This is a genomic window from Streptomyces sp. DH41 (genome assembly GCF_029813785.1).
In the GTDB taxonomy this organism is placed as follows: Bacteria; Actinomycetota; Actinomycetes; order Streptomycetales; family Streptomycetaceae; genus Streptomyces.
On record NZ_JARVKY010000002.1, the window covers coordinates 564,554 to 583,324 of the forward strand.

General features: G+C 72.6%; 17 protein-coding genes. 9 read left to right on the plus strand and 8 right to left on the minus strand.

The annotated features are described in order from the left end of the window. Positions 1 to 113: 113 nt before the first annotated feature. On the minus strand, positions 114 to 1,103 hold the full coding sequence (locus tag QC283_RS05795) for a malate dehydrogenase (RefSeq protein WP_279560255.1): 990 nt from the start codon (positions 1,101 to 1,103) through the stop codon (positions 114 to 116). Between the two features lie 231 nt (positions 1,104 to 1,334). Between QC283_RS05795 and QC283_RS39525 the strand changes: the two genes are divergently transcribed. Continuing rightward, complete coding sequence (locus tag QC283_RS39525) at positions 1,335 to 1,511, plus strand: hypothetical protein (RefSeq protein ID WP_443032545.1); 177 nt, start codon at positions 1,335 to 1,337, stop codon at positions 1,509 to 1,511. Positions 1,512 to 1,633: 122 nt separating this feature from the next. Here QC283_RS39525 and QC283_RS05800 read toward each other — a convergent pair whose 3' ends face one another. The 3 genes from QC283_RS05800 to QC283_RS05810 form a co-directional block, all read right to left on the minus strand. Next, the gene (locus tag QC283_RS05800) at positions 1,634 to 2,974 is read right to left on the minus strand and encodes a helix-turn-helix domain-containing protein (protein ID WP_279560256.1); all 1,341 of its coding nucleotides are present in this window, start codon (positions 2,972 to 2,974) and stop codon (positions 1,634 to 1,636) included. 534 nt (positions 2,975 to 3,508) lie between these two features. After that, on the minus strand, positions 3,509 to 3,946 hold the full coding sequence (locus QC283_RS05805) for a DUF3017 domain-containing protein (protein WP_279560404.1): 438 nt from the start codon (positions 3,944 to 3,946) through the stop codon (positions 3,509 to 3,511). A gap of 133 nt (positions 3,947 to 4,079) precedes the next feature. Beyond that, positions 4,080 to 4,934 (minus strand): bifunctional methylenetetrahydrofolate dehydrogenase/methenyltetrahydrofolate cyclohydrolase, encoded by an 855-nt coding sequence (locus QC283_RS05810; RefSeq protein ID WP_279560257.1) that lies wholly within the window; start codon positions 4,932 to 4,934, stop codon positions 4,080 to 4,082. Positions 4,935 to 5,231: 297 nt separating this feature from the next. Here QC283_RS05810 and QC283_RS05815 point away from each other — a divergent pair, with 297 nt between their 5' ends. The 6 genes from QC283_RS05815 to QC283_RS05840 all read left to right on the plus strand — a co-directional run bounded on the left by QC283_RS05815 (position 5,232) and on the right by QC283_RS05840 (position 11,299). After that, positions 5,232 to 5,843, plus strand: a complete 612-nt coding sequence (locus QC283_RS05815; RefSeq protein ID WP_279560258.1) for a hypothetical protein — start codon at positions 5,232 to 5,234, stop codon at positions 5,841 to 5,843. Between the two features lie 133 nt (positions 5,844 to 5,976). Next, positions 5,977 to 6,723 (plus strand): FHA domain-containing protein, encoded by a 747-nt coding sequence (locus QC283_RS05820; protein WP_279560259.1) that lies wholly within the window; start codon positions 5,977 to 5,979, stop codon positions 6,721 to 6,723. Next, a complete protein-coding gene (locus tag QC283_RS05825; RefSeq protein ID WP_279560260.1) occupies positions 6,720 to 8,378 on the plus strand; it encodes a protein kinase domain-containing protein in 1,659 nt (552 codons plus the stop codon). Before QC283_RS05820 ends, QC283_RS05825 begins: the two co-directional genes overlap by 4 nt. A gap of 97 nt (positions 8,379 to 8,475) precedes the next feature. Next, positions 8,476 to 8,943: a hypothetical protein gene (locus QC283_RS05830; RefSeq protein WP_336620623.1), complete on the plus strand. Its 468-nt coding sequence runs from the start codon at positions 8,476 to 8,478 to the stop codon at positions 8,941 to 8,943. A gap of 197 nt (positions 8,944 to 9,140) precedes the next feature. After that, on the plus strand, positions 9,141 to 9,884 hold the full coding sequence (locus QC283_RS05835) for an FHA domain-containing protein (RefSeq protein ID WP_279560262.1): 744 nt from the start codon (positions 9,141 to 9,143) through the stop codon (positions 9,882 to 9,884). After that, entirely contained in the window at positions 9,881 to 11,299 is a 1,419-nt protein-coding gene (locus tag QC283_RS05840; protein ID WP_279560263.1) for a protein kinase domain-containing protein, read from the plus strand. The genes QC283_RS05835 and QC283_RS05840 overlap by 4 nt, the downstream gene beginning before the upstream one ends. 76 nt (positions 11,300 to 11,375) lie before the next feature. On the opposite strand, the gene purH is transcribed toward QC283_RS05840, so the two are convergent. Together purH and purN are read right to left on the minus strand one after the other, a co-directional pair. Then, positions 11,376 to 12,947 (minus strand): bifunctional phosphoribosylaminoimidazolecarboxamide formyltransferase/IMP cyclohydrolase, encoded by a 1,572-nt coding sequence (gene purH / locus QC283_RS05845; protein ID WP_279560264.1) that lies wholly within the window; start codon positions 12,945 to 12,947, stop codon positions 11,376 to 11,378. Next, entirely contained in the window at positions 12,944 to 13,582 is a 639-nt protein-coding gene (purN, locus tag QC283_RS05850) for a phosphoribosylglycinamide formyltransferase (RefSeq protein ID WP_279560265.1), read from the minus strand. Before purN ends, purH begins: the two co-directional genes overlap by 4 nt. 263 nt (positions 13,583 to 13,845) lie before the next feature. On the opposite strand from purN, the gene QC283_RS05855 reads away from it, so the two are divergent. Continuing rightward, the gene (locus QC283_RS05855) at positions 13,846 to 14,643 is read left to right on the plus strand and encodes a hypothetical protein (RefSeq protein ID WP_279560266.1); all 798 of its coding nucleotides are present in this window, start codon (positions 13,846 to 13,848) and stop codon (positions 14,641 to 14,643) included. Between the two features lie 214 nt (positions 14,644 to 14,857). Here QC283_RS05855 and QC283_RS05860 read toward each other — a convergent pair whose 3' ends face one another. Further along, entirely contained in the window at positions 14,858 to 16,411 is a 1,554-nt protein-coding gene (locus QC283_RS05860; protein WP_279560267.1) for a cell division protein PerM, read from the minus strand. Positions 16,412 to 16,507: 96 nt separating this feature from the next. On the opposite strand from QC283_RS05860, the gene QC283_RS05865 reads away from it, so the two are divergent. Further along, entirely contained in the window at positions 16,508 to 17,758 is a 1,251-nt protein-coding gene (locus tag QC283_RS05865) for a helix-turn-helix domain-containing protein (RefSeq protein WP_279560268.1), read from the plus strand. 110 nt (positions 17,759 to 17,868) lie between these two features. Here QC283_RS05865 and sucD read toward each other — a convergent pair whose 3' ends face one another. After that, positions 17,869 to 18,753: a succinate--CoA ligase subunit alpha gene (sucD, locus tag QC283_RS05870; protein WP_279560269.1), complete on the minus strand. Its 885-nt coding sequence runs from the start codon at positions 18,751 to 18,753 to the stop codon at positions 17,869 to 17,871. Positions 18,754 to 18,771: the final 18 nt, after the last annotated feature.

Consider the following 18,771-nt stretch of genomic DNA (forward strand, 5'->3'; position numbering starts at 1 on the left):
GAAACGTCAACAGAGCGCCGGGTGAGACACGTCGGTCCCCGGACCGCCGTGGCGGATCCGGGGACCGGTGCACCGGCCGGACCACTGATCCGGCGGTGGGGTGGTGCGACGTATCAGATGAGGCCGAGACCGCGGACCGCCTCGCGCTCCTCCGAGAGCTCCTTGACGGAGGCGTCGATGCGGGCGCGGGAGAAGTCGTTGATCTCCAGGCCCTGGACGATCTCGTACTTTCCGTCCTTCGTGGTGACCGGGAAGGAGGAGATGATGCCCTCCGGGACGCCGTAGGAGCCGTCGGACGGGATGCCCATGGAGGCCCAGTCGCCGTCGGCGGTGCCGTTGACCCAGGTGTGGACGTGGTCGATGGCGGCGTTGGCGGCGGAGGCGGCCGACGAGGCACCGCGGGCCTCGATGATGGCGGCGCCGCGCTTGGCGACGGTCGGGATGAACTCCTCGGCCAGCCACTTCTCGTCGCCCACGACCTCGGCGGCGTTCTTGCCGGCGATGGTGGCGTTGAAGATGTCCGGGTACTGGGTGGCGGAGTGGTTGCCCCAGATGGTCAGGCGCTTGATGTCGGCGACCGTCGAGCCCGTCTTCTTCGCGAGCTGGGTCAGCGCGCGGTTGTGGTCCAGACGGGTCATGGCGGTGAAGCGCTCGGCCGGTACGTCCGGGGCGGCGGCCTGGGCGATCAGGGCGTTGGTGTTGGCCGGGTTGCCGACGACGAGGACCTTGATGTCGTCCGCGGCGTGGTCGTTGATGGCCTTGCCCTGCGGCTTGAAGATGCCGCCGTTGGCCTCCAGGAGGTCACCGCGCTCCATGCCCTTGGTGCGCGGGCGGGCGCCGACGAGGAGGGCGACGTTGGCGCCGTCGAAGGCGACGTTGGGGTCGTCGGTGATCTCGATGCCCTGGAGGAGCGGGAACGCGCAGTCGTCCAGCTCCATCGCGGTGCCCTCGGCGGCCTTGAGCGCCGGGGTGATCTCCAGGAGGCGCAGCTTGACCGGCACGTCCGCGCCGAGCAGCTGGCCGGAGGCGATGCGGAAGAGCAGGGCGTAACCGATCTGGCCGGCCGCGCCGGTGACGGTGACGTTCACGGGAGTGCGAGTCATGGCGTTCTCCGTATGACAGCTGGCGGTGGGGCGTCCCGGCCCCGGGCGTTTGATCGATCTCTTGGTATCAAGAGATCCATCCAGCCGTCAGGCTATCGCGCCTCCGGTGGCCGGGACGTCCGGGTCGGTGTGGCCCGGCCCACAGGACCACCGCCGGGTCACCCGCGTGCGTGAACGGGAGGGCGTGGAGCGGGGGCGTGGAGCGGGGGCACGGCGCAGGGCGCGGGGGACGTGAACGCGGGGGACGTGAACGCGGGGGACGTGAACGCGGGGGACGTGAACGCGGGGGACATGAACGCGGGGGACATGAAGAGGCGGCCGCCTGTCCGGGAGAGGGGGGACGAAGCGACCGCCGTTCGGGGATACCGTTGCCGGACTCCCGTGGGGGTACTTCTCGCGTGCCCGTGACATGGCGGGCCATGCCTGCCGCGGACGATTTTCTTCCGGTGCGGCCCGCACGCGTGTCCCTGCGGGCCGCTCCCTCTTCCTCGACCTGGTCCCCCGTGCGGGCCGCTCCCCCGTGCGGCCTGTTACTCCGTGCAGCCCTGCTGGCCCGCCGTCAGCGTCACACACGCCTTGGCCTCGGCCCCGGACTTCACCGCCACCATCGGGGTGTACGCGACGGTGTCGGCCGCCCCGGTGATCTTGCCCGTCTGCTGGTTCTCGCCGCCCGCGCTCACCTGCACCTCGTCGCCCTGTGCCGCCTGGGTGACACGGGCCCACGCGGCACCGCACGTCTTGCTGTACCGGACCTCGACGGCGGCCGTGCCGACGGTGGCGGTCGCGGCGGTGGTCACCAGGTCGCCGCCACAGCCCATGATCTCCGGGTCCTTGCCGGTGCAGGCGTCGCCGCTGCACTTGACGCCCGGCGGCAGCTCGGTGTCGGTGCTCACGGTGGGCGACGGGGAGGGCTTGGCGCTCTCGTTCTCCTTGTCGCCGCCGTCGTTCAGAAGGAAGAAGGCGCCCGCGATCACGACGAGCACGCCGACGACACCCGCGACGAACGTCGTCATCCGCTTGTTGCCGCCCCCGGAGGACCGGCCCCGCGAACGGGAACCGTCACGCGGGGGCTCGCCGAACGTGCCCGCCGGCCCCGAGGGCCCCGGCGAGCCCGCGTGTCCCGGTGATCCCGAATGTCCCGACGGGCCGTGGCCGTTCGGTGCGGCGGCGGTCGGCATCGCCGTGGTTCGCGCGGTTCCCCCGGGCCCGGCACCGGGCCCGGACCGCGCCGTGCGGTCACCGGTCGGCGCCGGTCCCCGGTAGCCGGCGATGCCCCACGAGTTGCCGTCGGCCGCGCCGCCGGACGACGGGACCGAGGGCGCGCCGGTGGCGCCGCCGCCCCGGACCGTGCCGACGGCCGAGTCGGGGCTGTCCGCGGCCGTCGGCTGCACGGGGACCGAAGGCGGCAGTGTGGGTGCCACACCGGCCGGCCCCGCGATCCCGGGTGTGACCGTCGCGCCGCCGCCGTGGCGGCCGGTCCGGCTCCCCCTGCCGCTCCTGCCGCCGCTGCCCGACTTGGCCGCGGGCGCGCCCAGCTCACCCAGCGCGGCACGCGCCTGGGAGATCCGAATGGCCTCCATGGTCATGTCATGGCGCATCTCCGAGCGGCTCCAGGCGCGCTCGGCCAGCTCCCACATGGTGGTCAGGTGCATGGGGTTGGTCCCCGTCACCTCGGCCAGGGCCACGATGGCGCCCTTCGGCGCCAGCAGCCGGCCGTTCAGATAGCGCTCCCAGGACGTCTTGCTGTAGCCCGTCGCGTCGGCGACCGACGCGACGCTCAGCTCGCTACGGTCCACGAGTCGACGCAACTGGCTGGTGAACTCTTTGATCTGCGGATCGAGTTCATCCGGCAAGGCCTTCCAACGAGGCATTGCTTCCCCCTCTTCCCCCCGGTGACGTGCTGTTCGTTCCCCGCTTGGTCCCGCGCGCGGCGTCCCGCCCGAAGTCCCCGTTCTGGCTACCCACAGGGATGCGCCCGGTCAGGATCTCAGTTCCCGGGGTGGGGGCGCACAGGAGCACAGAGGTCGCGAACATGCACCGTCGCACGCCCACCGACCCGTGGTCCAGTGTCCCACCGGCCTCGCCATGCCCTGAACCGAGCCCCTGAGGCTAGCGCTGTCCCTGAACGACTTCGCGGTATATCCGCGAACTTGTCAATACCTCGCCCGACGGAACGTACATGGACGGTCACGCTCGGAACACGCGCCCCGTGTTGCACGGCGCGCACATCGGAGTGACGGAGTAGCGGAACGGTCACTTCCGTGCCACAGCGCCCTGACAGGCGTTGATCAGGGCGTTCCGCGTACAGGAGTGTGGATCCCGGCGGCGGCCCGTCCTTCCACGGGGGTGAGGACGGGCCGCCGCCGGGGCCATGCGCAGACAGCACAGAACCCAACGAAGCGCTACTAGCTCACCGTGAAGTGCAGGGTGTCCTTCAGGAACGGGATCTCCAGCAGCGGCTCCGGCTGGGCCATCAACGCCAGCAGGACGATGCTGAGGCCCAGGACTCCGTATGTGGCGATGTCCGTGAAGCGCGAGCGCACGGCGAGCATGCCGACGCTGGGCATCATCCAGCGGAGCACGGCGCCGAACAGCAGAGCGGCGCCGATCAGGACCAGGCCCCAGCGGAACACGTCCAGCGCGGTCAGCAGCAGGCCCACCCCGACCAGGCCGACCACGAGCAGGATCGGCCACTGCCGGGCGGGCGCCGGGGCGTCGCCGGCGGCGGCCCGGCCGCCGCCCTCGGGGCGCGCGGTGTCGCGGGTGAAGAGCGGGAACCGTCGGGTGATCCGCCGCGGCCTGCCCGCTGCGTCGGGCGCGCTGACGGGGTCCCGGACGGTGATGCCCTCGGAGCTCTCCGCGCCGCCCTCGGCGCCGCTCTCAACGCCGCCTTCGGCGCTCTCCCGACCTCCCGGGCTCCCCTGCTCCTCCGGGCTCCCCGAACTCTCCGGGCGCTCGGTGTCGGTGTCGGTGTCGTCAGCCGGCACTGCGCTCCGCCGCCTCCACCACGTTGACGAGCAGCTGGGCCCGGGTCATGGGGCCGACGCCACCGGGGTTCGGGGAGATCCAGGCGGCGACCTCGGCCACGCCGGGGTGGACGTCGCCCATGATCTTGCCCTCGGCGTTGCGCGAGACGCCGACGTCGAGGACGGCCGCGCCAGGCTTGACGTCCTCGGGGCGGACCAGGTGCGGGGAGCCGGCCGCGGCGATGACGATGTCCGCGCGCTTGAGGTGGGCGGCCAGGTCCCGGGTGCCGGTGTGGCACTGGGTCACGGTGGCGTTCTCGCTGCGCCGGGTGAGCAGCAGCGGCATCGGCCGGCCGATGGTGACACCGCGCCCGACGACCACGACCTCGGCGCCCTTGATCTCCACGCCGAAGCGGCGCAGGAGGGTGAGGATGCCGTTGGGGGTACAGGGCAGCGGCGCCGGCTCGTTCAACACGAGGCGGCCGAGGTTCATCGGGTGCAGGCCGTCCGCGTCCTTGTCCGGGTCCATCAGTTCCAGGATGCGGTTCTCGTCGATGCCCTTGGGCAGCGGCAGCTGGACGATGTAACCGGTGCAGGCCGGGTCCTCGTTCAGCTCGCGGACGACCGCCTCGATCTCCTCCTGCGTCGCCGTGGCCGGCAGTTCGCGCTGGATGGAGGCGATACCGACCTGCGCGCAGTCGCGGTGCTTGCCCGCGACGTACTTCTGGCTGCCGGGGTCGTCACCGACCAGGACGGTGCCGAGGCCGGGCGTGACGCCCTTCTCCTTCAGCGCCGCCACCCGGGCGGTCAGTTCGGACTTGATCGCGGCTGCGGTGGCCTTGCCATCGAGAATCTGGGCGGTCATGCCCCCATCCTCGCGGATGACCGGCCCCCGGTTCCAATCCGCCCGGCATCCGGGCACGGATCCGGCCTCCGACCGGGCATCCCGGGGCGTGTCCCACCCTGTCGGATCATGATCGACGCTGTTGCACTTGCACAACACCTTGCGACCAGGCTGGACAAGTAAGAGATAGGTCAAGAACGATTGGGCAGTAGCACAGTGCCGCGGGGCCGTACCGGGGGGACGAACCGCAATGAAATGCCTCCTCCACATCGAGCCACGCGTCGTCCCCGCACGTGACAGCTACGGAGGAAGTCCCGCATGAGTTTCGGCGACCCGAACAACCCCTACGGTCCGCCGCAGGGCCAGCAGCACGGCCAGCAGCCGAACTACGGCTACCCGCAGCAGCAGCCCCAGGGCGGGCCCGGCTACGGCTACCCCTCGGCGCCGCCGGTCCAGCCCTACGGCGGCGGCCACGCACCCGTCCCCTCGGTCATGCCCGGCACGGTGAAGGCCGCGCGCGTGATGCTGTTCGTGCTCGGCGCCTGCCAGATCATCGGCGGCGTGCTGATGATCGCGGCCAGCTCCTGGTTCGCCGACTACATCGAGGACGAGGTCAACTCCGACCCCACCATCTCGGCGCAGGACGCGGAGACCGTCACGAACATCGGCGCGGGCCTCATGATCGGGCTCGGCGTGATCTTCCTGGCGTTCGCGTTCTGGGCGATATTCACAGGTGTCAAGTTCGCCACCGGCCGGGGCGGTGCGCGGGTCTCCGCGATCGTCTACGGCTCGGTCGTGACGCTGGCCAGCGTGATCAACCTGCTGGGTGCCAACATCTTCGCCCTGATCAGTCTGGTCCTCGGCATTCTGATCATCGTCTTCTGCGCCAACAAGAACGGCAGTTACTGGTTCAACCGCCCGCGGTACTGAACGGGCGTCCGGCACGGCACACTTCGCGCCAATCACGTCATGGGGCCCGTGTCTCACCCGTACGAGGGGGACACGGGCCCGGTGCGTCGCAATAGTCTGACGTGGGTAGCCGTCAGGCACGGGGAGACGCACCTTGTACAGCATCATCGTGGTACCTCCGCCGACCACGGAGGACGAACCCACCCGCACCCAGTTCCGGCTCGCGCCCGGCGAGCGCCTCGTCTTCGGGCGGTCCGTGCCCGAGGGCGGCCTGCTGATCGGGCACGAGGGAGTGTCCCGCAGAGCGGGTGAGATCACCGCCCACGGCACCTTCTGGACCATGAGCAACCTGTCCACCCACCAGACCTACGTGGTGGAGAACCCGGAGGGCGCCGGCGAGCACATCAAGGTGGCGCCGGGCCGGCTGGACGCGCCGGTGCCGTTCGAGTTCTCGCGGATCGTGCTGCCCGCCGCGGGCGACCTGCTGCCCGTCGAGGTGTGGGCACCGCGCCACGACTATCTGCGCGCGGAGGACGGCGGCGACGGCGAGCCGACCGCCCCGGCCTTCTCCGTTGACCGCACCAAGCGGTACTTCGCCGTCCTGGCCGCCCTGTGCGAGCCGCGGCTGCGCGGGGCGCCGCACGCGCCGCTGCCGACCGTGGAGCAGGTCGTCGAGCGGCTGCGGCCCGGCTGGCCGGCCGCGTCGCGTACGTCCGTCCAGTGGAACATCGACTACCTCGCGGTGAAGCTGCGGCTCAAGCCGGGCCCGGAGGCGGCGGAGGCGGGCGCGCGGCTCAACGGCAAGAAGGAGTCGCTGGTCTCCATGGCGCTCCGCTTCGACCTCGTACGGGAGGACGACCTCGTGGTCCTCGCGGCACCACCGCGCCGGGTGCCACGGTGACCGAGCCGTACGCCGTCACCGTGCCGAAGGGGTACCGGGTCGGCGTCTGGGAGGTGCGGGAGCCGATCGCCACGGGCGCCTTCGGCAGCGTGTACGAGGCCCGCCGGGTCGGCGAAGGCGATGCCACCGGTCTGCCGCGCGCGGCCGCCCTGAAGTTCCTGCCCACCGGTACGGGCACGCCCCGCCAGCTGACGCACCTGCGCGAACTCGTCGAACGGGAGGTCGAGTTGCACCGCAAGCTGCGGCGGCCCCGGCTGGTGCGGATGTACGAGACCCTCGTCGTCGACGACCCGGCCCGCCCCGCCCTCGACGGCGCCACCGTCCTCGTACTGGAGAAGGCGGAGGGCTCGCTGTCCGCCCTGCTGTCCGCGTCGCCGCGCCCGGCCGCCGGTGCCGCGCTGCTCGCGCAGGTCTGCGAGGGCCTGCACCAGCTGCACCACGCCGGGTGGGTGCACGGGGACCTGAAACCGGCCAACGTACTGCTGATGGCGGACGGTTCGGCCCGGCTCGCCGACTTCAACATGGCCGCCGAGCTGGAAGGCACCCACGCCTACACCCCCGCCTTCTCCACCCCTGACTACACCCCGCCCGAGCTGCTCTGGTCCGAGATCGACGAACGCGGCCGCCGCATCCGCCCCTCCGCCGACGTCTGGGCCTTCGGCGTCCTCGCCCACCTCGTGCTCACCGGGTCCTTCCCACTGCCCGGCGGCACCCCGACGGCCCGCCGCGACGCCGGGGCCGCCTACGCGCGCGGCACCGAGGAGCTGCGGCTGTCGCCCGCGCTGCCCGAGGCGTGGCGGGGGATCGTGGGCGCGTGCCTGACCCGTACGCACGCCGAACGCATCGGCACGGACACCTTGTTACGCCGCGTGGCGGCGACCACGGGCGGCACCGTCCGATCCGTCCGATCCGTCCGATCCATCCGATCCGTCGGGTCCATCCGGTCCATCGGGTCCATCCGGTCCGCCGGGGCCCTCCGCTCCCTCCGGCCCGTCCTGCCGCGCCGCACGCGCACCCGGTGGGCGGTCCTGGCCGTGGCGGCCGCCACCGTGGTCGTCGCCGCGCTCGGCTACGGAATCAGCGCCCCGAACGACGGCGGCGGCGGAGGCGGCCCCGAACCCACTGGCCAGGGCCCTGGAGGCCGTACCGCGACGGTCTCCGCCGCCTCCTACGGCTCCGCCGAGCTGCGCACCGACCGGGGCGTGCCGCCCGCCTACCGCCTGCTGATCGTCGAGACGGCGCACGACTGCGCCCGCGAGGAGGTCAGCCCGCCCCTGATCGCGGCCATACTGAAGGTGGAGAGCGACTTCGACCCGAACCTCTCCGACCCCGCGAAGGACGAGTACGGCATCGCCCGCTGGACCCCGACCGTCCTGCGCTGGTGGATGAACGAGGACGGCACACCCGGCGAGTCCGTCCCCGAGCCCCCGTTCCCACCCGCCGAGTCCATCCCGGCGATGGGCCGCTACCTGTGCTGGATCACGCCACGCCTCGACGCCGGCCTGCCGGGCGACCGCCGGGTGCTGATCGCCGTCGCCTACCGGACGTCGTACCGCAAGGTGAACGACGCGGACGGCGTTCCCCCGAAGTACCGCCACTACGCCGACCGCGTCGCTCACCACCTGAAGGAGTACACGCCGCCCGGGCGGAAGTGACCCTGAGAATTACGAGGTACCGCGCGGCGGGCGCCCCGGGCACGGTGTGAGCACACCGCTTCGGCGGTACGACACCGACGTTCATGGGGGAACAACAGTGAACATGATCAAGCCCGCCGCGCTGCTCCTCGCGGCCTCGGCCCTGGTCGCCGGCTCCACGGTCGCGGCCACCGCCGCCGACCCGGCCGGCACTCGGGTGACCGCTCTCCAGCAGGCGGCCGAGGAGGTGCTGGCCGACAAGCCGAAGCCCCTGCACGTGTCCGCCGACGCGGTCAAGTACGAGGGACTGACCGTCACCGAGGCGCCCAGGACCAAGGCCGCGCAGGACCTGGCCTGCGGCTACGGCCACCTGTGCATGATCGTCAACGGCACCAAGTTCGACTTCTACAAGTGCCAGACGTGGAACCTCACCAACTGGACCGGCAACGGCCCGTTCACCAACAACCAGACACCGGGCACGGTCGCCAAGTTCTTCAACAAGGACGGCAGCGTCCGCTGGACGTCGACCGCCTACCAGGCGGGCACGGCGACCTGGGACCCGATCTGGTCCCTGCGCCCCTGCTGATCCGCTCCCCGGAGCGTGCCTGAACGGCGGCCGCCGGTTCCCTCCACGGAGGGGGCCGGGGCCGCTTCGTCGTCCGGTGACCACCGACCCGCCGAGGCGTCCGAATGCTTGGGTCGCCCCCATTCGCCTCCCGTACGCTGCCCGTTGTTGGACTGGGGAATGTTGACCCCGAGCGATCGGGGGAGGGGGACGACTCCATGTACAGCGTCATCGTCGTGCCGCCGTCGTGCGGCAGTGTGACCGACCAGATCAGGATCAGCGCGGGTGAGCGCATCGAGTTCGGCAGGGCCGAACCGAGCGGCGGCGGACTCGTCATCGCACACGCGGGGGTGCCCCGGATCGCCGGGGAGATCGCGGCGCACCGGACGTTCTGGCTGCTGAGCAACCTCAGCGAGGACCAGACCTACGTGGTGGAGAACCCGGAGGGCGCCGGCGAGCACATCAAGATCGCTCCGGGCCGCGTGGAGGCGCCCGTGCCGTTCGAACTGGCGCGCGTGACCCTGCCCGCCGCGGGTGACCTGCTCACCTTCGACGTCTGGGCGCCGCGGCACGCCTTCCGCAGCGTCGAGCGTGGCGGGCTGCAAGGGGCGGGCACCGTCCCGGCGTTCGCCCTGGACCGCACCAAACGGTACTTCGCGGTCCTGGTCGCCCTGTGCGAACGGCGCCTGCGCGGTGAGCCCCGCGCCCCGCTGCCCGCCGTCGAGGAAATAGTGGACCGGCTGCGCCCGAGCTGGCCCAAGGTCAGCCGATCCGCCGTCTACTGGAACATCGACTACCTCGCCGTCAAGCTGCGGCTGCGACCCGGCCCGGACACGGCCGAGCCGGGCAGGCGCACGCACGGCAAGAAGGAGTCCCTGGCCTCCCTCGCCCTCCGTTTCGACCTGGTCCGCGAGGACGACCTCGTGGTGCTCGCGCCGGTCCCGAGCGGAGCGGCACGGTGACCGGGCGGACGTACGCGGTCCCGGTGCCGAAGGGGTACCGGATCGGGCCGTGGGAGGTGTGCGAGCCACTCGCGTCCGGCGCGTTCGCCACGGTCTACGACGCGACCCTCCACACCACCGACCGCACCTCCGAAGCGACCGGCCGCACCACCGAAGCGACGACCGGCCGCACCACCGAAGCGACCGGCCGCACCTCCGACGGCGGGGAGCTGCCGCGCCGGGCGGCGCTGAAGTTCCTGTCCACCGGCACCCGCACCCCGCGCCAGCTGCACCACCTGCGCGACCTGGCCGAACGCGAGGTGCAGCTGCTGCGGCGGCTCCGCTCGCCCCGGCTGATCCGGATGTACGACACGCTGACCGTCGACGACCCGGAACACCCCGAGCTGGACGGTGCCACCGTCCTGGTGCTGGAGCGGGCCGAGGGCTCCCTGGACGCCGTACTGGCCCGGACCCCGTCTCCGGACGCCGGACCCGCCCTGCTGGCGCAGATCTGCGAGGGCCTGCACCAGCTGCACCACGCCGGGTGGGTGCACGGGGACCTGAAACCGGCCAACGTGCTGCTGATGGCGGACGGTTCGGCGCGGCTCGCCGACTTCAACATGGCGGCGGAGATGGAGGGCACGCACGCCTACGCCCCCGCCTTCGCCACCCCGGACTACACCCCGCCCGAGCTACTGTGGCCCGAGGTCGACGAGCGTGGGACGCGGATCCGCCCCTCGGCCGACGTCTGGGCCTTCGGCGTCCTCGCACACGTGGTCCTGACCGGGGGCTTCCCGCTGCCCGGCGCCACCTCGGAGGCCCGCGCCGACGCGGCGACGCGCTACGCGCACGGCCGTGAGGAACTGCGCCTGTCCGCCGGGCTCCCCGATGTCTGGCGGGACATCCTGCGGGACTGCCTGGCCCCGACCCACGCGGAACGCCCCTCCGACACCGCCGCGCTGCTGCGCCGGGTGGAGGAGGCCGCCGGCACCTCCCGGTCGGCCCGGCTGCCGAGGCTGCGTCCCCGGCGGTGGCGGCGCCCGGTCCTGGCGGCGGCGCTCGCGGCCACCATCGTGGGTGCGGCGAGCCTGGCCTACACCGCCCCGTGGGAGTCGGCCCCGGCCGCCGCGGCGCCTCCCACCTGCGAGAAACCCGTGGTCTACGAGGACGCCTCGCACGGCACCGGCTACACGGCGGGCCACAGCGGCACGTGGGACTTCACCATCAAGCGGGGAGACGGGGGAAGCCAGGTCAGGGAGTTGCAGTGCCTGCTCCGGCACCTGCACGGGATCAAGGAGGTCGGCGAGGTGGACGGCGACTTCGGCCCGATGACACACGGTGCGGTCGTCATCTTCCAGGAGCGCGCGGGGCTGGACGCGGACGGGATGGTCGGACCGGGGACCTGGCGCGCGCTGCGCAAGGGCGGGGAATCCTGACGACCTGACGGACGGGCCCGGTGCGTGCGGGACGCACACACCGGGTCCTCGTACCGCGTCGGCGTCAGCGTCAGCGTCAGTGGAAGAAGTGCCGCGTCCCCGTGAAGTACATCGTCACGCCGGCCTTCTTCGCCGCCTCGACGACCAGTTCGTCGCGGACCGAGCCGCCGGGCTGGACCACGGCCTTCACGCCGGCCGCGGTGAGGATCTCCAGGCCGTCCGGGAAGGGGAAGAAGGCGTCGGACGCGGCGTACGCCCCCTGCGCGCGCTCGGCGCCCGCCCGCTCCACCGCCAGCTTCGCGGAGTCGACCCGGTTGACCTGGCCCATGCCGACGCCGACGGAGGCGCCGTCCTTGGCGAGGAGGATCGCGTTGGACTTGACTGCCCTGCACGCCTTCCAGGCGAAGGCCAGGTCGGCCAGGTCGGACGGGGAGAGGGCCTCGCCGGTGGCCAGCGTCCAGGTGGCGGGGTCGTCGCCCTCGGCCTGGAGGCGGTCGGTGACCTGGAGGAGGGCGCCGCCGTCGATGGGCTTGACCTCGACGGGTGCGGCGGGGGCCTCGGGGGCACGCAGCACGCGGATGTTCTTCTTCTTGGTGAGGGCTTCGAGGGCGCCGTCCTCGTAGTCGGGCGCGACGATGACCTCGGTGAAGATCTCCGCGACCTGCTCGGCCATCTCCTTGGAGACCGGGCGGTTCACCGCGATCACGCCGCCGAACGCGGACAGCGGGTCGCAGGCGTGCGCCTTGCGGTGCGCCTCGGCGACGTCCGCGCCGACGGCGATGCCGCACGGGTTGGCGTGCTTGATGATCGCGACGCAGGGCTCGTCGTGGTCGTACGCGGCACGGCGGGCGGCGTCCGTGTCCGTGTAGTTGTTGTACGACATCTCCTTGCCGTGCAGCTGCTCGGCCTCCGCGAGGCCGCCACCCTCGGGGGAGGTGTAGAGGGCGGCGGGCTGGTGCGGGTTCTCGCCGTAGCGCAGGGTGTGGGCGCGGTCGTACGTGGCGCCGAGGAAGTCGGGGAACCGCGACTCGTCCACGGGGGCGTACTCGGAGGCGAACCAGGAGGCGACGGCCACGTCGTACGCGGCGGTGTGCTGGAAGGCCTCGGCGGCCAGCCGCTTGCGGGCGGCGAGGTCGAAGCCGCCGTCCCGCACGGCGGAGAGCACGTCGGCGTAGCGGGCGGGGCTGGTGACGACGGCCACGGACGGGTGATTCTTGGCGGCGGCGCGGACCATCGACGGGCCGCCGATGTCGATCTGCTCGACGCACTCGTCGGCGGTGGCGCCCGAGGCGACGGTCTCGCGGAACGGGTAGAGGTTGACCACGACCAGGTCGAACGGCTCCACGCCCAGCTCGCCGAGCTGCTGCCGGTGACTGTCCAGGCGCAGGTCGGCGAGGATGCCGGCGTGCACCTTGGGGTGCAGGGTCTTGACGCGGCCGTCCAGGCACTCGGGGAAGCCGGTGAGCTCCTCGACCTTGGTGACGGGGACACCGGCGGCGGAGATACGGCCGGCTGTGGACCCGGTGGAGACGAGTTCGACGCCGGCCTCGTGGAGCCCGCGGGCGAGGTCCTCGAGCCCGGTCTTGTCGTAGACGCTGACGAGCGCGCGACGGATGGCCCGCTTGTTGCTTCCGGCGGTGGCGGTCACTGGATAACTACCTTTCGTCCCTCAATGCGATAGCCGTTGCGGGCGAGCCGCCCCACGACATCGACGAGCAGCCTTCGCTCGACTTCCTTGATGCGCTCGTGCAGAGCGCTCTCGTCGTCCTCGTTCCGGATCTCCACCACGCCCTGCGCGATGATCGGCCCGGTGTCGACGCCGTCGTCGACGAAGTGGACGGTGCAGCCGGTGACCCTGGCGCCGTACGCGAGCGCGTCCCGCACGCCGTGGGCCCCCGGGAAGCTGGGGAGGAGGGCGGGGTGGGTGTTGACGAACCGCCCCCCGAAGCGGGCCAGGAACTCCTTGCCCACGATCTTCATGAACCCGGCCGAGACCACGAGGTCCGGCTCGTGGGCGGCGACGGCCTCGGCGAGCGCCGCGTCCCACTCCTGGCGGGTCCCGTAGTCCTTGACCTTTCGTACGAAGGTCGGCAGCCCGGCGCGCTCGGCGCGGGCGAGTCCTTCGATGCCGTCGCGGTCGGCGCCGACGGCGACGATCTCGGCTCCGTAGGCCTCGACGCCGGTGGCGGCGATCCCGTCGAGGAGCGCCTGAAGGTTGGTGCCGGATCCGGAGACCAGCACGACGAGGCGCTTGGCTCGCTGGGCCACGGGCTTGGCGGCCACGGTGGGGGCCTTTCTCGGGGAGCGTTCGTCTGTTTGTACGGTCGTACGAATGCTTCGCGCCCCCGGATACGGGGAAGTCTACGAAGCGGCCGACCGTCAGCAACGATACCGGCACACCGGGCGGCCCCCTCGGGACGGGGGCGTGGCCGGAAGGTAGCGTCTGCGTGGAGCCGGACCGGGAACGCGACTCGCGCGCCACGCGTTCACCAGTCGTGCCGACCAGTTCGCCCGTTCCTTATCGCCAAGGGGAAGACGCTCACTTGATGCCGGACCGCAGCCTGCGACTGCTCACGCTCCCCCAGCAGTCGGCACAGCCAGGGGAGCGCAGCACCGTGTTGCTGCGGGAGCGCCGCCCCTCCTCACCGCCCGACACCCCCTCGGACGGGACGAACGGCGGCGATCGGGACGGCGCCACCGACAAGGACAATCCGTTCGCACCGCCCCCGGAGGGCTCGCCGGACCGCCCCTGGCAGCCGCGGTCCCCGTCGGGTGACGGCGGAGAATCCCAGGGTGATTCCCAGGGCGGCGGACGTTCGCCGTGGGGCCGGCAGTGGAGCGACCGGCAGCCGGGCCGCTCCCCCGACGGCTTCGGCGAGCGGCCCGGCCCGTCCGGTTCCGGCCCCGAGGGGCCCGGCGGTGGCACGGGTCAGCGCTGGGACCCGACGGACCCCACCCAGCGGCGTGCCCGCTACGCCCTGCTGAGCGGCATGTGGGCGCTCTTCTTCGCGCTCTTCACCTGGCCGTACGTGGCCCTGCTGCTCGGCGCGCTGGCCCTGTACTGGGGCATCAGCGCGCTGCGCGCCAAGCCCCGCGCCGCCGCCGACCCGGACACCCCGGCCCCGCCCGCCCCACAGACCGGCCGCCCGCAGCGCACCGCCGCGATCAGCGGCCTGGTCACGTCCTCCCTGGCCATCGTCCTGGTCGCCGCGTCCTTCAGCGCCCAGCTGATCTACAACGACTACTACACCTGCCGGAACGACGCCCTGACCAACCAGGCGAAGCAGTCCTGCGAGACCCACCTCCCGGAGCAGCTCCGGGACCTGCTGGGCACGGAGGACTGACGCCGACTTCCTGGCGTCGACCTCACTGACGTCGACCTCACTGACGCCGACCTCGTGGCGTCGGCTCTGACGCGTCGGCTCTGACGCGTCGGCTCCGATGCGTGGCTCCGACGCGTCGGCTCTGGCCTCGGCTTCTGACGACGCGTTCCTCACCGCGTTGCCGACGCCGGGCGGGCTCAGCCCGTCCGGCGTCCGAGCCGAGGACGGGGCCCGTTCAGGGCCACCACCGCCGTCCCCCCTCGCCCCTGTCCCACCACCGCCCTGCCGAGGACCAGGCAACCCGCGCCCACCGACGCCCACCGGCGTCGGCCACACCCCCGGCCGTCTCCCCCGCCGGCGCCGGGACGGCGCCCCGCCTCCTCCGGCCCCGCCACACCCGCGCGCCCACCGCCACCGGTACGGCCACCACCCCGACCCACGCCAGCGTCGCGCCCCCGGCCTGCCACCACACCGGCCCGAACCGGGCGAGGACGCCGCCCCCGAGCGGCCCGCCCGCCAGCGCGGCCAGCAGAGCGACGAGGACCGCGCACAGCACGGCGGCCAGCGCGGCGGCGCCGGCGGTCCGCCGCCACGACCACGCCACGGCGGTCTGGGCAGCGCCCGGGTCCGCCCCGGTCGCCGCCCGCGCCGTGAACCACCCCACCACCGCCCCCGCCGCCAGCGGCACCATCCCGGCCGCCCAGTGCAGCGGCGTACCCGGGCCCGCGTCCGGCACCGCCGCCAGCAGCGGGAACGGCGGCAGCAACGGCGCGGGGGCGGACGAGAAGGGGTCGACCACGTGCCCGGTGCCGAGCGCGAATCCGGGGCCGAGGGCGTACGCCGCCGCCCACACCGCCGCGTTCGGCACCAGCGTCAGACAGAGCAGCAGCACGGCGAAGTGGCCCGACCATCCCTCGGTCAGCCGCAGGAACGCGTCCCGGGCGGCGACTCCGTGCCACACCAGCGACACCGCGAGCAACAGCGCCCCGCCACCGACGAGGACCGCCGCACCGGCGCCCGCGGCGCGCGTCGCTGCACCCAGGCGCGCGTCCGGCTCCACCACCAGTTCCCGCAGGTTCCGGGGCAGTACCCGCAGCGCCCGCCCCACCGGCCCGCCCGGGCGGCCGAACGCCGTCCACACCCCCGCGCCCGCCGCGCCCATGGCCACCAGCGGCAGCCACACCACCGCCCACCACCAGGACGGACGCAACGCACCGCCCGCCGAGTACAGCACGACGGGCGCGGCGACGGCGAGATACCCGAGCACGACCCCGGCCCAGGCGATGCGCGCGGAGACGGGCGGCGGTCCGGTGTCCGGAAGGTCCCCGCCCCCGCCAGGACGCGCCCCGAGCCCCGCCCCCGCCCCCGCCTCCACGCCCATACCCACACCCGCACCCGCCCCTACGACCAGCCCCACGCCGTCCCCCTGGTCCGTGGCGTCCCGGGCCGCCCGGTGCAACAGCCACACCGGAAGCAGGAGCAGCAGCAACGGCGTGACGCCGACGGGCGCGGAGCCGCCGGAGAGCGTGTCGACACGGACCAGTTCGGCTCCGTGTGCCAGCAACCACAGGGCAGCGGCTACGTGCAGGGCACCGCCGGGTCCGTTGTCGGGGTACGGCGAACTGATCCACAGCACCGTCACGAGCACGGCGTACGACGCCAGTCCCAGTCCCGCCGCGACCGCGCCGCCCAGGAGGCCGGCGGCCAGCCCGGGCGACCGGTCGCGCCAGCGGGTGCGCAGCAGGGACAACGGGGCTCGGCGAACGGTCGTCTGGATCACGCCCGCCATGCTCCCAACGACACGCGCTTTACCGGCGTAACAGGCGAAGGCCCGTTGTGTCGCTCAATATATGTTTATGTACTTTTTCGTACGAAGGAGTGCCCTGTGACGCGGAGCCCCGCCACCCCGCTCCCTCCTCCCAAGGCACGCCGACGCCTACGTGAGGCCGCCGGCCTGACGCAGGCTCAGCTCGCGGAACGGGTGGGTGTCACCCGCGGGACGGTCCGTGCGTGGGAGAGCGGCCGCACGACTCCGCGCGGCCGGAAACGGGAGGCGTACGCGAAGCTGCTGAGCGCACTCGCCCCGGAGACGACGGCGGGGCGGACGAAGCCGGTGCCCGTCGTGGTGGCCATCGGTGCCGGGTCGGCGCACACCTCCGAGCAGGCCGTCGACAGCCTCGTACTCCCCGCGAAACCATTGAGCCTGCGGGAGCCGGAGGCCGATGCGGAGGCGGACGCTGACGCGGACGCTAAGACGGAGACAGTGGCAGCGGCAGGGGCAGCGGCTGAGCAGGAGTCAGGTCCGGAGCCGCGCCCCGAGCCAATGCCCGGTCCGGTCGCCTTGACGCCCGTTCAGGCTTTCGACGCACTCTACGATTTCAGCGCCTCCGCCCTCGTACGCCAGACGTTTCTGCTGACCGGCCGCCGCGAGCTGGCGCGCGAGTCGGTGGAGCGTGCCTTCCAAGCCGCCTGGGAGAACTGGCCCGAGGTGGCCCGCGACCGCGACCCGGTGGGCTGGGTGCGGGCGACGGCGTACGAGTTCGCGCTCTCGCCCTGGCAGCGGTTCCGGCTGCGCCATCGGCACCCGGAGCCGCCGCCCGCCGACCCCGGCGACCGCACCCTGCTGAACACGCTCCTCAGACTCCCCGCGCCGCACCGCCGCACGCTCGTGCTGTACGACGGTGTGGGCCTCGACCTGCCGGAGACGGCCGCGGAGACGGAGGCGAGCACCCCGGCGGCGGCGAACCGGCTCCTGCGCGCCCGCGAGGCCGTCGCCGACCGGCTCCCCGAGCTGGCCGATCCTCAGGTGCTGCACCAGCGGCTGGCCGAGCTGGCGTCGAACGAGCGGCTGCGGGCGGGCAGGCCACCGACGGTGCGGCTGGGCAGCGAGCGCCGGGCGCGGTTCTGGACCCGGGCCGCGATCGCCTTCACGGTCGCCCTGATCGGGACCACGGCCCTGACCCTGCGCACCTCGCCCACGCACTACGAACCGCCCGTGTCCCCGGGGGAGACGGTGCGCGGGGTGCCGCCCCGGGTGGCGCCGGGGGCGCTGTCGGACGAGCAGCTGGAGCTGCGGCAGAAGCTGCGGGACCAGTTGCAGGACGGACCGGAGCGGCTGACGCCCCGACTCGAATGAGCCCGGCCGGGCTCGCACCACATGCCGTTACGCCGAGTGGCCCGCCCCCGTGAACAGGGCGGGCCACTCGGCGTACCGGATCGGCCGGAAGGTGCCCGGCCGACGAGGTGTCAGCCGGCGAGGATGGCGCGGGCGAGCTTCGCCGTCTCGGTCGGCGTCTTGCCGACCTTGACACCGGCGGCCTCCAGGGCCTCCTTCTTCGCCTGGGCGGTACCGGACGAACCGGAGACGATGGCACCGGCGTGGCCCATGGTCTTGCCCTCGGGCGCGGTGAAGCCGGCGACGTAGCCGACGACCGGCTTGGTCACGTTGGCCTTGACGAACTCGGCCGCACGCTCCTCGGCGTCGCCACCGATCTCACCGATCATGACGATCAGGTCGGTCTCGGGGTCGGCCTCGAACGCGGCGAGCGCGTCGATGTGCGTGGTGCCGATGATCGGGTCGCCACCGATGCCGACGGCGGTCGAGAAGCCGATGTCACGCAGCTCGTACATCATCTGGTACGTCAGCGTGCCGGACTTCGAGACCAGACCGATACGGCCCGGCTTGGTGATGTCGCCCGGGATGATGCCGACGTTGGACTGGCCCGGCGTGATGATGCCGGGGCAGTTCGGGCCGATGATCCGGGTCTTGTTGCCCTTCTTGCCGGCGTACGACCAGAAGGCGGCCGAGTCGTGCACGGCGATGCCCTCGGTGATCACGACGGCCAGCGGGATCTCGGCGTCGATGGCCTCGACGACGGCGTCCTTGGTGAACTTCTCCGGCACGAAGATGACGGAGACGTTGGCGCCGGTCTTCTCGATGGCCTCCTTGACGGTGCCGAAGACCGGTACCTCGGTGCCGTCGAAGTCCACGGAGGTGCCCGCCTTGCGCGGGTTCACGCCGCCCACGACCTCGGTGCCGTCACCCAGCATGAGCTTGGTGTGCTTCATGCCGGTGGCACCGGTCATGCCCTGGACGATGACCTTGCTGTCCTTGTTGAGCCAGATAGCCATGGTGTGTTGGTGTCCTCG

Bases quoted from the DNA above. Each gene is read 5' to 3' on its own strand.
- QC283_RS05795 (WP_279560255.1), bottom strand. From the start codon at position 1,103: ATGACTCGCACTCCCGTGAACGTCACCGTCACCGGCGCGGCCGGCCAG.
- QC283_RS05800 (WP_279560256.1), bottom strand. From the start codon at position 2,974: ATGCCTCGTTGGAAGGCCTTGCCGGATGAACTCGATCCGCAGATCAAA.
- QC283_RS05810 (WP_279560257.1), bottom strand. From the start codon at position 4,934: ATGACCGCCCAGATTCTCGATGGCAAGGCCACCGCAGCCGCGATCAAG.
- QC283_RS05815 (WP_279560258.1), top strand. From the start codon at position 5,232: ATGAGTTTCGGCGACCCGAACAACCCCTACGGTCCGCCGCAGGGCCAG.
- QC283_RS05835 (WP_279560262.1), top strand. From the start codon at position 9,141: ATGTACAGCGTCATCGTCGTGCCGCCGTCGTGCGGCAGTGTGACCGAC.
- QC283_RS05855 (WP_279560266.1), top strand. From the start codon at position 13,846: ATGCCGGACCGCAGCCTGCGACTGCTCACGCTCCCCCAGCAGTCGGCA.
- QC283_RS05860 (WP_279560267.1), bottom strand. From the start codon at position 16,411: ATGGCGGGCGTGATCCAGACGACCGTTCGCCGAGCCCCGTTGTCCCTG.
- sucD (WP_279560269.1), bottom strand. From the start codon at position 18,753: ATGGCTATCTGGCTCAACAAGGACAGCAAGGTCATCGTCCAGGGCATG.